The 11749-nt window shown below is 75.8% G+C and carries 13 protein-coding genes; 8 read left to right on the top strand and 5 right to left on the bottom strand.

Annotation, left to right across the window (positions count from 1 at the left end):
* Positions 1 to 70: 70 nt before the first annotated feature.
* Complete coding sequence (locus ACI798_RS20980) at positions 71 to 574, bottom strand: peptidoglycan DD-metalloendopeptidase family protein (RefSeq protein ID WP_456943325.1); 504 nt, start codon at positions 572 to 574, stop codon at positions 71 to 73.
* Between the two features lie 301 nt (positions 575 to 875).
* Here ACI798_RS20980 and rpsB point away from each other — a divergent pair, with 301 nt between their 5' ends.
* From rpsB to ACI798_RS20955, 5 genes are all read left to right on the top strand, one after another.
* Positions 876 to 1796: a 30S ribosomal protein S2 gene (gene rpsB, locus ACI798_RS20975; RefSeq protein ID WP_456943326.1), complete on the top strand. Its 921-nt coding sequence runs from the start codon at positions 876 to 878 to the stop codon at positions 1794 to 1796.
* 92 nt (positions 1797 to 1888) lie between these two features.
* Complete coding sequence (tsf, locus tag ACI798_RS20970; protein ID WP_457048866.1) at positions 1889 to 2704, top strand: translation elongation factor Ts; 816 nt, start codon at positions 1889 to 1891, stop codon at positions 2702 to 2704.
* A 171-nt stretch (positions 2705 to 2875) separates the two neighbouring features.
* Positions 2876 to 3664: a UMP kinase gene (pyrH, locus tag ACI798_RS20965; RefSeq protein ID WP_456943327.1), complete on the top strand. Its 789-nt coding sequence runs from the start codon at positions 2876 to 2878 to the stop codon at positions 3662 to 3664.
* 71 nt (positions 3665 to 3735) lie between these two features.
* Positions 3736 to 4293, top strand: coding sequence for a ribosome recycling factor (gene frr / locus ACI798_RS20960; RefSeq protein ID WP_456943328.1), 558 nt, complete (start codon positions 3736 to 3738; stop codon positions 4291 to 4293).
* 22 nt (positions 4294 to 4315) lie between these two features.
* Positions 4316 to 5491 (top strand): phosphatidate cytidylyltransferase, encoded by a 1176-nt coding sequence (locus ACI798_RS20955; RefSeq protein ID WP_457048865.1) that lies wholly within the window; start codon positions 4316 to 4318, stop codon positions 5489 to 5491.
* On the opposite strand, the gene ACI798_RS20950 is transcribed toward ACI798_RS20955, so the two are convergent.
* Genes ACI798_RS20950 through ACI798_RS20940 form a run of 3 tightly spaced genes read right to left on the bottom strand, consistent with a single transcriptional unit; the run spans position 5455 to position 8017 of the window.
* Positions 5455 to 6585 (bottom strand): GNAT family N-acetyltransferase, encoded by a 1131-nt coding sequence (locus tag ACI798_RS20950; protein WP_457048864.1) that lies wholly within the window; start codon positions 6583 to 6585, stop codon positions 5455 to 5457. The two genes, ACI798_RS20955 and ACI798_RS20950, sit on opposite strands and share 37 nt — an antisense overlap.
* The gene (locus tag ACI798_RS20945; protein WP_456943331.1) at positions 6582 to 7346 is read right to left on the bottom strand and encodes a polyphosphate kinase 2 family protein; all 765 of its coding nucleotides are present in this window, start codon (positions 7344 to 7346) and stop codon (positions 6582 to 6584) included. Before ACI798_RS20945 ends, ACI798_RS20950 begins: the two co-directional genes overlap by 4 nt.
* Positions 7347 to 7378: 32 nt before the next feature.
* On the bottom strand, positions 7379 to 8017 hold the full coding sequence (locus tag ACI798_RS20940; RefSeq protein ID WP_457048863.1) for a TrmH family RNA methyltransferase: 639 nt from the start codon (positions 8015 to 8017) through the stop codon (positions 7379 to 7381).
* Positions 8018 to 8143: 126 nt separating this feature from the next.
* Here ACI798_RS20940 and ACI798_RS20935 point away from each other — a divergent pair, with 126 nt between their 5' ends.
* The 3 genes from ACI798_RS20935 to ACI798_RS20925 all read left to right on the top strand — a co-directional run bounded on the left by ACI798_RS20935 (position 8144) and on the right by ACI798_RS20925 (position 11263).
* Positions 8144 to 9280 (top strand): hypothetical protein, encoded by a 1137-nt coding sequence (locus ACI798_RS20935; RefSeq protein ID WP_456943333.1) that lies wholly within the window; start codon positions 8144 to 8146, stop codon positions 9278 to 9280.
* A 62-nt stretch (positions 9281 to 9342) separates the two neighbouring features.
* On the top strand, positions 9343 to 10530 hold the full coding sequence (gene rlmN / locus ACI798_RS20930) for a 23S rRNA (adenine(2503)-C(2))-methyltransferase RlmN (protein WP_456943334.1): 1188 nt from the start codon (positions 9343 to 9345) through the stop codon (positions 10528 to 10530).
* A 16-nt stretch (positions 10531 to 10546) separates the two neighbouring features.
* Positions 10547 to 11263, top strand: a complete 717-nt coding sequence (locus ACI798_RS20925) for a VIT1/CCC1 transporter family protein (RefSeq protein ID WP_456943335.1) — start codon at positions 10547 to 10549, stop codon at positions 11261 to 11263.
* A gap of 83 nt (positions 11264 to 11346) precedes the next feature.
* Here the strand turns inward: ACI798_RS20925 and ACI798_RS20920 are convergent, their stop codons facing one another.
* Positions 11347 to 11667, bottom strand: coding sequence for a DUF2631 domain-containing protein (locus ACI798_RS20920; protein WP_456943336.1), 321 nt, complete (start codon positions 11665 to 11667; stop codon positions 11347 to 11349).
* Positions 11668 to 11749 lie beyond the last annotated feature (82 nt).

The following is an 11749-nucleotide window of genomic DNA, read 5'->3' as shown; positions in this document are numbered from 1 at the left end:
CCCAGCCCCCCCCCCCCCCCCCCCCCCCCCCCCCCGCCCCCCCCCCCGCGCCCCCCGGGCCGGGCCGCGCTCAGCCCGGCGGCAGCAGGCGGACCCGCGGCGGGCGCAGCAGCGACAGCGGGTCCAGGTACGCCTCGCCGCGGCGCAGGCCCCAGTGCAGGCAGGCCGCGGCCGGGCAGCCGGCGTGCCCGGTGGCCAGCGTCCCCAGCGGGGAACCGCGCGCGACCCGCTGCCCGGCGGCGACGGCGGGGTCGACCGGCTCGTAGGTGGTCCGCAGCCCGTCCGCGTGGTCGACGCTGACCACCGGCCGGCCCGCCACCCGCCCGGCGAACACGACGACGCCGTCCCCGGCCGCCACCACGACGTCCCCGGGAGCACCGGCCAGGTCGGCGCCGCGGTGCCCGGGACCGTAGGTCGAGGGCGGGGGAGCGAACGGCCGGGTCACGACCGGCGGCCCGCCGAGCGGTGCGGTCCAGGCGGCGGCGACCGGGGCGGCCGGCTCCGCGACGGCGGGCGCCGGCCCGAGCACGGCGGCGCAGACCAGCAGGAGCGCGAGCAGCGGGCGGGCGGGCACGCCGTCGAGGCTCGCGGCCGGCGGACGGTCGCGGGTCCCCGGCCGCGCACCTGTGGACGGCCCGGACGCGGGGGAGGGGCGGCCCCGTCCGGCGCGTATGCTGTCCGGTGCGACCCGTCTGCGCGGGTCGACTCCGCGCGTCCTCCACCCGCCAGCACGGCGGGGCAGCCCCACCTCGGTCCCGGTCCACCCGGGTCGGTGGCGCCGCGGGACGCCAGGGCGGGACACCACCCGGTGCCCGCGTCAACCGAGGAGCGCGGCCGCCGGGCGGCCGCGCGCGAGCACGAGAGGCTGCGCCCCCATGGCAGTCGTCAGCATGAAGCAGCTGCTCGACAGCGGCGTCCACTTCGGGCACCAGACCCGTCGCTGGAACCCGAAGATGAAGCGCTTCATCTTCACCGAGCGCAACGGCATCTACATCATCGACCTGCAGCAGACGCTCGGGTACATCGACTCGGCCTACGAGTTCGTCAAGCAGACCGTCTCGCACGGCGGCACGATCCTGTTCGTCGGCACCAAGCGCCAGGCGCAGGAGGTCGTCGCCGAGCAGGCGCAGCGCGTCGGCATGCCCTACGTCAACCAGCGCTGGCTGGGCGGCATGCTCACCAACTTCTCCACCGTCCACAAGCGGCTCCAGCGGCTCAAGGAGCTCGAGGACATGGAGCAGACCGGCGTCATGGCCGGCCTGTCCAAGAAGGAGCAGCTGGGCCTGACCCGCGAGAAGGCCAAGCTCGAGCGCAGCCTCGGCGGCATCCGCGACATGCAGAAGGTGCCCAGCGCCATCTGGATCGTGGACACCAAGAAGGAGCACATCGCCGTCGGCGAGGCCCGCAAGCTGGGCATCCCGGTCGTCGCGATCCTCGACACCAACTGCGACCCCGACGAGGTCGACTACAAGATCCCGGGCAACGACGACGCGATCCGCGCCATCAACGTCCTGACCCGCGTGATCGCCGACGCCGTCGCCGACGGCCTCATGGCCCGCTCGGCCTCGCAGGCCAACGCCGGCCGCGAGGACGGCGGCGAGCAGGCCATCGGTGGCGACGAGCCGCTGCCGGACTGGGAGCGCGAGCTGCTGACCGGCCAGGCCGACGGCGCCACCCAGCTCCCGGAGACCCCGGCGGCCCCGCCGGCCGTCACGGCCGACGAGGTCGCCCCCGTCGCGGGCGTGCCCGCCACCGGTGACACCTCCACCGGTACCCAGGGCGCCCAGAACGGCTGACCCCGCCGGCGCCGCCGCCCAGCCCCCGCCGGGCCGGGCAGCGGCGCCGTGGCACGTCCGCACCACCCACTCCAGACCCGTGAGGAAGTGACATGCCCGCCTTCACCGCTGCCGACGTCAAGCGCCTCCGCGACGCCACCGGCGCCGGCATGATGGACGCCAAGAAGGCCCTGACCGAGGCCGACGGCGAGTACGACAAGGCCATCGAGCTGCTGCGCATCAAGGGGGCCAAGGACGTCGGCAAGCGCCTCGAGCGCTCCACGACCAACGGCATCGTCGTCAGCAAGCACGGCGCACTGCTCGAGCTCGACTGCGAGACCGACTTCGTCGCCAAGAACGCCGACTTCGTCGCGCTGGCCGAGCGGCTCATCGAGATCGTCCTCGAGCAGTCGCCGGCCGACCTCGACGCGCTCATGGCGACCGAGGTCGACGGCCAGACGGTCGCCAAGCTCATCGAGGCCGAGTCCGCCCGCATCGGCGAGAAGCTCGTCCTCTCCCGCTTCGCCACCTTCGAGGGCCCGACCGCGGTCTACCTGCACAAGCGGGCCACCGACCTGCCCCCGGCCATCGGCGTCGCCGTCCAGTACCAGGGGGGCGACGAGGAGGCCGCGCGGGCCCTGGCGATGCACATCGCCGCCGCCCGCCCGCGCTTCCTGTCCCGCGAGGAGGTCCCCGCGGAGGCCGTCGAGACCGAGCGCCGGGTCGCCGAGCAGACGGCCAAGGAGGAGGGCAAGCCCGAGCAGGCGATCGTCAAGATCGTCGAGGGCCGGGTCAACGCGTACTACAAGGACTTCGTCCTGCTCGAGCAGCCGTCGATCACCGAGCCCAAGCGCACGGTGAGGCAGGTCATCGACGAGGCCGGCCTGACCGTGCAGCGGTTCGCCCGCTTCGAGGTCGGCCAGGCCTGACGAGCCGCACAGAAGGACCCCGTTGTCCCCGTCCGGCCCCGCTGCAGGGGCCCGCGCCGAAGGTGCGAGGCGTGGGGGGCAGCGGGGTCCTTCTGGTGCCCGGGCCCGGCTGGCGAGCGCCGGGCACTCTGTCAGGATCACGAAGAACGACGTCGAGCGAGGGAAGAGCCGTTGACCGAGACCGCCACGACGCAGACGACCGAGGCACTCCACCCGCCGCTCTCGGCCCCGAGCGCCTTCCAGCCGGCCGACGGCGCCGGCTACCAGCGGGTGCTGCTCAAGCTCTCCGGTGAGGCCTTCGGCGGCGGCAACGTCGGCGTCGACTCGGACATCGTCCACGACATCGCCACCCAGCTGGCCGAGGTCGTCCACGGCGGCACGCAGGTCGCCGTCGTCGTCGGCGGGGGCAACTTCTTCCGCGGCGCCGAGCTGTCGCAGGCGGGCATGGACCGCCGGCACGCCGACTACATGGGCATGCTCGGCACGGTGATGAACTGCCTGGCGCTGCAGGCGTTCTGCGAGCAGGTGGGCCTGGAGACCCGGGTGCAGACGGCGATCACCATGGGCCAGGTCGCCGAGCCCTACATCCCGCGCAAGGCCGTCCGGCACCTGGAGAAGGGCCGGCTGGTCATCTTCGGCGCCGGCGCCGGCATGCCGTACTTCTCCACCGACACCGTCGCCGCGCAGCGCGCGCTGGAGATCGGCTGCCAGGTGCTGCTCATGGCCAAGAACGGCGTCGACGGCGTCTACGACGACGACCCGCGCACCAACCCCGCGGCGACCATGTACGACGAGCTGGACTACGCCACGGTCCTCGCCGACCAGCTCAAGGTCGCCGACGCCACCGCGATCAGCCTGTGCATGGACAACCAGATGCCGATCGTGGTCTTCAACCTGCTGGAGAACGGCAACATCGCCCGGGCGGTGGCAGGTGAGAGGATCGGGACGCTGATCAGCTGAGCGGGCGCCGAGACGCGCACGCCGCACCGCAGGACGACGGCGGGGACGATCCCGCCGCAGGAGGAGAGACCGTGATCGACGACACCCTGCTCGACGCCGAGGAGCGGATGGACAAGGCCCTGTCGGTCGCGCGGGAGGACCTCGGCTCGGTGCGCACCGGCCGCGCGGCGCCCTCGATGTTCAACAAGGTCCTGGTCGACTACTACGGCGCCCCGACCCCGGTGCCGCAGATGTCGTCGATCACGGTGCCCGAGGCGCGCATGGCGGTCATCAAGCCCTACGACAACAGCCAGCTGTCGGCCATCGAGAAGGCCATCCGCGACAGCGACCTGGGCGTGAACCCGACCAACGACGGGCAGATCATCCGCGTGGTCTTCCCGCAGCTGACCGAGGAGCGCCGCCGCGACCTGGTCAAGCAGGCCCGGTCCAAGGGCGAGGACGCCAAGGTCGCCATCCGCAACGTGCGCCGCCGCAGCAAGGAGGAGCTCGACCGGATCGCCAAGGACGGCGAGGCCGGCGAGGACGACGTGCGCCGCGCGGAGAAGGAGCTCGACGACCTCACTGCCCAGCACGTCGCGGCCATCGACGAGGCCGTGAAGAACAAGGAGGCCGAGCTGCTCGAGGTCTGAGCCGCTCGCCCCCACCCCTGCCATGACCTCCCGTCCCGACGCCGCCGGGGCCGGCCCGTCCGGGGACGCCGACACCGGGCCGATCCCCGTGGTCCGGCGTCCCTCGCCGCCGCCCCCACCGCCCGGCCCGCTGCGGCCGGCGGCCCCGCCGACCAGCCCGATCGCGACGGCCCCGGGGGCCACCACCCCGGGCACCCAGGAGATGGCCGTCCCGGCCGCCGGGATCGCCCTCCCGCCGGTCCCCGGCGCGCCGGGCGGCCGCGACACCGCTTCCGACGACACCGCTTCCGACGACACCGCTTCGGACGACGCCGCTTCCGTCGACACCGCTTCCGACGACGCCGCTTCCGACGACGCCGCCGCAGCCGCACCGGAGGAGCGGAAGGGCGGCCGGGCCGGGCGCGACCTGGTCGCCGCCGTCGGCGTGGGCCTGGGCCTCGGCGCGGTCATCCTCGCCTCGCTGCTGGTCCACCGGCCGGCGTTCCTGCTGGTCGTCGTCGCGGCGATCCTCGTCGGCATCGTCGAGCTGGTCCGCGCGCTCGAGGCCGGCGGCGCCCGGCCGCCGCTCGCCCCGGTGCTGGTCGGCGCCGTCGCGATGCTGGTGCTGGCCTGGACCCGAGGCCCCGACGGCCTCGTCGTCGGCTTCCTCCTCACCGTCGTCTCGGTGCTGCTCTGGCGGCTCGGCGACGGTCCCGAGGACTACCGCCGCGACGCCGCCGCCGGCGTGCTGGTCACCCTGTACGTGCCGCTGCTGGCCGGCTTCGCGGTCCTGCTGCTCGTCCCCGACGACGGCGTCGCGCGGGTGCTCGCGTTCATCGCCACCGTGGTCGCCAACGACGTCGGCGGCTACACCGCGGGCGTGCTGTTCGGCCGGCACCCCATGGCGCCGTCGGTGAGCCCGAAGAAGTCGTGGGAGGGCATGGCCGGGTCGGTGGTGGCCTGCGTCGCCGTCGCCACGCCGATCGTCGTGCTCGCCCTGGACGGCCCGTGGTGGGGCGGCGCGCTCGTCGGCGTCGCGCTCGCGGTCTCCGCGACGGTGGGCGACCTCGGCGAGTCGCTGATCAAGCGCGACCTCGGCATCAAGGACATGGGGAACCTGCTGCCCGGCCACGGCGGGATCATGGACCGGCTCGACAGCCTGCTGCCCTCGGCGGCGGTGGCCTACCTGCTGCTGTCCTGGGTCGCGCCGCCCGGCTGAGCCGGCCAGGGAGCGCTCACCTCCCACGTGGACCCGGCCACGGTGAAGCCGCGGCGGGCGTACCAGTGGCGCGGCCAGTCGCCGGCGTCGGCCTCGAGGACGACGAGGTCGCAACCGGCGCCCGCGGCCAGCTCCAGCAGCCGGGCGAGGACGGCGTCGGCATGGCCGCGCCCGCGGGCGGCGGGCTCGGTCATCACCGACTCGACCGCCGCGGTCGCGCCGTCGACCCGCAGCTGCCCGGCCGCCACGACCCGGCCGCCCTCCCGCACGACGACGTCGCTGACCGCGACGACCCAGTCGTTGCGGGACTCGCGGCCCACCAGGTGGGCGACCACCTCGTCGAGGTCGGGGATCCCGGCCAGGTCGCGCCGCCACCCCGCCTCCCACAGCGGGTGCAGCTCCTCCTGCGCGACCACCTCCGCCCGCTCGGCGCCGGGCAGGCCCGGGGTGGCGGGACGGGCCATGAGCAGCAGCTCCCCGGCCTCCCAGCCGGCCGCGGCCAGCTCGCCGGCGACCGCGCCGGCACCGGGCCAGCGCAGCAGCGCCGCCCGGGCCGGCCAGCCGGCGTCCGCCGCGACCTCCCCGGCGGCCCGCGCCACCGTCGCGGCGTCGACCGGGTCGTCGAGCACCAGCCGGTTGTCGTCGCGGGAGTGCGCGAAGCGCGGGTCGAGGACGGCGACCCCGCCGGGGACGTCGCGCACCTCGGCGGCCCGCCGGGTCCGCAGCGACAGCCCGTGCGCCAGCGCCCGGCCCCGCGCGTCGTCCGGCGCGGGCAGGACCGGCGGCACCGGCGGGCGGTACGGCACGACCGCGACCACCGCCGCCGTCGGGAGGGGGCCGTACAGGTGCGGGAAGCGCGTGCCCGCCGGGTCGGTGGCGACACCGGGCTCCTCGACCACCGGGTCGGTCAGGCGCGCGGGGTCGACGACCAGCAGCACCAGGTCCCGGCGGCCCGGGAACAGCCGCGCGGCCGGCAGGTGCACCTGCTCGGGGCGCGACAGGTGCACGAACGGCGCCCCGGCGGGCGGCAGCGAGCCGGCGGACAGCGCCGCGCGCCAGTCGGCCGGGGCGCACAGGTGGACGAGGACGCTCATGCCCCCGGTGTCTCGTCGGGGTCGATCCCGCGCGCGGCCAGCGCCTGCTCGATCGCCTCGCAGACGGCGCGGACGACGGCCACCCGCGCCCACCGCTTGTCGTCGCCGGCGACCAGCGTCCACCGGCCCGCCGGGTGGTCGGTGCGCTCGAGCATCTCCTCGACGGCGGCCTCGTAGGCCGCGCGCTTCTCCCGGTTGCGCCAGTCCTCGTCGGTGAGCTTCCACGCGCGGTAGGGGTCGTCCGCGCGGGACTCGAAGCGGCGCAGCTGCTCCTCGGGCGAGACGTGCAGCCAGAACTTGACCAGGACCATGCCCTCGGCGGCCAGGGTCGTCTCGAGGTCCACGATCTCGCCGTAGGCCCGCTGCCACGCCTCCTCGCTGGCGAACCCCTCCACCCGCTCGACCAGCACCCGGCCGTACCAGGTGCGGTCGAGGACGGCCATGCCGCCCCAGCCGGGCAGCACGGGCCAGAACCGCCAGAGGAAGTGGTGCCGCTTCTCGGTCGGGGTGGGGGCGGCGAACTGGGCCACCCGGACGTGCCGGGGGTCCAGCTCGTCGACCAGCCGCTTGATCGCGCCGCCCTTGCCCGAGGCGTCCCACCCCTCGAACAGCACGCAGACCGGCGGCCCGAGCGGGGTGCCCAGCTGCCCGCCGAGGAACAGCCGCAGGTGCACCAGGCGCTGCTGCGCGGCGGCCAGCTGTTCCTTGGCCTCGCGCTTGCCCAGCCGGAGGGTGAGGTCCACGTCGTCGAGTCGGCCCACCCCGCAGAGAGTGGCGTACGCGGGCCGGGCTGTCAGGTCGGCAGCTGCGCGTGCTGGCGGATCCAGGCGTGCATGGCGATCCCCGCGGCGACGCCCGCGTTGACCGAGCGGGTGGAGCCGAACTGGGCGATGGACAGGACGTCGTCGGCCACCGCTTGCGCCTCCTCCGACAGCCCGGTGCCCTCCTGCCCGAACAGCAGCACGCAGGCCCGGGGGAGGACGGCGGTCTCGATCGGCCGGGCGCCGGGGAGGTTGTCGACGGCGAGCACCGGCACCCCCCGCTCCCGCGCCCAGGCGCCGAGCGCGGCGGCGTCGGGGTGGTGCCGCACGGTCAGGTACCGGTCGGTGACCATCGCGCCCCGGCGGTTCCACCGCTTCCGGCCGACGACGTGCACCTCCGCGGCGAGGAAGGCGTTGGCCGTGCGCACGACCGTCCCGATGTTCAGGTCGTGCCGCCAGTTCTCGATGGCGACGTGGAAGCCGTGCCGGCGCGGGTCGAGGTCGGCGACGATCGCCTCGACGGTCCAGTAGCGGTACCGGTCGACGACGTTGCGCCGGTCGCCGTGCGCGAGCAGTTCGGGGTCGTAGCGCGGGTCCTCCGGCCACGGCCCCTCCCACGGGCCGACGCCGACCGTGTCGAGCGGGGCGGGTGCGCGCTCGGCCTCGGACACCCGGCCGACGCTAGCGGGCCGCACTGCGCCGCCCGGCCGCGCCTCCGGCACCGCGCCGGGTCGGTCGGGCACGATGACCACTCCACGGGGTGAGTGTTGGATTACCGTGAGTGACAGCGAGGTGGGATGACGGCGCGGCAGGACGGCGACCCCGGTGACCCCGAGGAGACCGGGTCCCCGGTCGAGCTGTGGGGGGAGTGGCTGCCCGGCTGGGTGAACGAGCCCGACCCCGAGGCGGCCGACGAGGACGGCGCCCCCGAGGACGACGCCCCCGAGGACGCCCCCGAGGACGCCCCCGAGGACGACGCCCCCGAGGACGAGGCGCCGAGCGGTGGAGTCCCGGTGGGCGAGGCTTCGGTGGACGAGGCTTCGGTCGACGAGGTGCCGGTGGTCGAGGTGCCGGTGGTCGAGGTGCCGGTGGTCGAGGTCCTGGACGACGAGGTCCCGGACGACGGTCCGCCGGTGGTCGAGGTCCCGGACGGCGCCGCTGCCGGGGAGGCCGCCCCGGAGGGGAGCGGCGCCGGGGACGGCGGGCCGGCGGTCCCGGCGATGACCGAGGTCGTGGTGCCGCGGGTCGTCGTCCGCCCGCGGGTGCGGCCCCGGCGCCGGGTCGGCGTCGCCGTGGCGCTGGGCGTGCTCGCCGCCTGCGGCGTCACCGGTGCGGTCCTGCTGGCGGGTGCCTCGTCCGGCCCGGTCCCGACGGCGGCCGTGCAGTCCACGCCGCCGCCGGCCGTCGCGGCGCCGACCCGGGCCGTCCCGGTGCCGCGGCCGTCCGCCGTCGCCGGCGTCGTCCCCCTGGCCCCGACGAGCAGCGTGCCCGCGCCGACCACGTCCGCGCCGCGGACGGACCCCGTCCTGGCCCCGGTCGAGACGCACGCGACGCCCTCCCCGGTGACGGTCCCGGACGCGCCGCTGCCCACGGTCGTCGCCCCCGTCCCGTCGGCGACGCCGGACCCCGTCCCGGTGCCGCCGCCCGCCGAGCCGACGGCCGTGGTGACGGATCCGGCCCCGACGACCACCGAGGTCACGCCCACGCCGACCGGGCCGGTCGAGGACGGTGAGACCACGGCGTCACCGACGCCGTCGACCTCCAGCCCGTCGCCTGCGCCACCCTCGACGCCGACGGAGAGCCCGCAGACGGACCCGGACGGCGGCGACGCGACCACCACGCCGGTCCTCGGACCCAGCCCCGTGCCGAGCCCCGTGCCGGTCCCCGGGTCCCCGGTGCCCACCGCCGGGTCGACGGACACAGGGGAGCCCTGAGCGAGCGACCTCACCCGCGCGGCGGCCCACGCCCGGCGGAGGGGTGGGACGATGGACCGGTCATGACTGCCCTGCCGCTCGTCCTCGACGCCCCCCGCCGGGGCAAGCCGCCGCGCCACCTCGCCGACCTCACCCGCGAGGAGGCGCGCGCCGCCGTCGCCGGGCTCGGGCAGCCGGCGTTCCGCGCCGACCAGCTCGCCCGGCACTTCTTCCGCGGCACCACCGACCCGGCGCAGATGACCGACCTGCCCGCCGCGGTGCGCGAGACGCTGTCCGGGGCGCTGCTGCCGGGCCTGCTCACGCCCGTGCGCCACCAGTCGGCCGACGGCGGGCGCACCCGCAAGACGCTGTGGCGGCTGCACGACGGCGCGCTGGTCGAGAGCGTGCTCATGCGCTACCCCGACCGGGCCACCGTCTGCATCTCCAGCCAGGCCGGCTGCGGCATGGCCTGCCCCTTCTGCGCCACCGGCCAGAACGGGCTGACCCGCAACCTGTCGGCCGCCGAGATCATCGGCCAGGCGGTCGCCGCCGCCGCGGCCATGGCGTCGGGGGAGATCCCCGGCGGGCCGGGGCGGCTGTCCAACGTCGTCTTCATGGGCATGGGCGAGCCGCTGGCCAACTACGCCCGGGTCCGCCGCACGCTGGACGCGCTGCTCACCTCCGCGCCGTGGGGGCTGGGCCTGTCGCAGCGGTCGGTCACCGTCTCCACGGTGGGCCTGGTGCCGGCGATCCGGCGGCTGACCGAGGAGGGCCTGGGTGTCACCCTCGCGGTGAGCCTGCACGCTCCCGACGACGAGCTGCGCGACACGCTCGTGCCCATCAACACCCGGTACAAGGTGGCCGAGGTCGTCGACGCAGCCGACGCCTACGCCGCGCGCACCGGACGCCGCTACTCGGTGGAGTACGCGCTCATCCGCGACGTGAACGACCAGCCCGAGCGCGCCGACCTGCTCGGCCGGCTGCTGGCGAAGCGGCTCGCGCACGTCAACCTCATCCCGCTCAACCCCACGCCGGGCAGCCCCTGGGACGCCAGCCCGCTGCCCGCCCAGCGGGAGTTCGTGGCGCGGCTGCGCGCGCACGGGGTGCCGACGACGGTCCGCGACACCCGCGGCCAGGACATCGACGGCGCCTGTGGCCAGCTCGCCGCGGCCGACCGCGCTGCTGACGACGGGGTGGGCGTGCCGACCGTGGCCACGCCGGTCCCGGCGCTGGAGCCGCCGGTCGAGCTCGGGGCCGAGGCGGACGCGTGAGCACCGGGGCCGCCGTGTGAGCGCCGAGGTCCCGACCGCCGAGGCGCACGAGCACAGCCACGCCGACGTCTCGGGTGGGTGGCTGCGGGCCGCCGTCTTCGGTGCGATGGACGGGCTGGTGACCAACACCGCCCTGGTCGCGGGCGTCGGCGGTGGCGGTGCCTCGTCGCACGCGATCGTGCTCTCCGGCGTCGCCAGCCTGGTCGCCGGCGCGATCTCGATGGCGCTGGGGGAGTACACCTCGGTCAGCACGCAGAACGAGCAGCTCGACCTCGAGGTGGAGAAGGAGCGCCGCGAGCTCGCGCGCAACCCCCAGGGCGAGCTCGCCGAGCTGGTGGAGATGCTGCGGGTGCGGGGCGTCGACGCCGACCTCGCCGAGCGGGTCGCCGTCCAGCTGCACCGCGACCCCGACACGGCGCTGCGGCTGCACGTGGTCGCCGAGCTCGGCCTGAACCCGGCCGACAAGCCCTCGCCGTGGACCGCGGCGGTCTCCTCGTTCCTCACCTTCGCCACCGGCGCGGTGATCCCGCTGCTGCCCTACCTGCTCGGGTTCTCGGTCCTCGCCGCGGCGCTGGTCTGCGGCGCGGTGGGCCTGGCCGCGGCCGGGGCGCTGTCCTCGCGCTTCACCCCGCGGTCCTGGTGGTCGGCGGCCCTGCGGCAGCTGCTCTTCGGCGCGCTCGCGGCGGGAGCGACGTACGCCATCGGCGCGGCGATCGGCGTCGCGGCCACCTGAGACAGCGACCCCGGAACGACGACCCCCGAACGACGACGCCCGACCCGGCGGGAGCCGGATCGGGCGTCGGGTGTCGGTGCGGGCTACCTGCGCCAGGCGGTGCGCTTGCGGTGCAGGTCCCAGAGCAGCACCACGACCAGGCCGGCGGCGATGCCGAACAGCCACAGGTCCTCCATGCGGCCCTCGTGGTTGCCCCACGTGTAGGACAGCATGACCAGCACGGTCAGCCAGCCGGCGATCTGCGCCCACTTGCCGCTGCGGGCGTGCCAGCCCCAGTCCTCGGGCCGCTCCTCCTCGACCGGGTGCTCCCCGGCACGGACGACGCCCTCCTCGCGGTTGGGCTGGTTGACGCGCGTGGTCAACGGGTTGTCCTGACGGACCCCGGGGCCGGAGTGCTCGCTCACGCCCCTCATCCTGCCAGCCCCTCCGTCGGGTCACCGGTCGAGGTGGGGTGGGCGGGTCGCCCCGCGCGTCGGGGAGGATGCC

Source organism: Geodermatophilus sp. SYSU D01045 (genome assembly GCF_054050295.1).
Note: the sequence above shows the minus strand (reverse complement) of the source record. Positions and strands in the feature narration are given on the sequence as shown.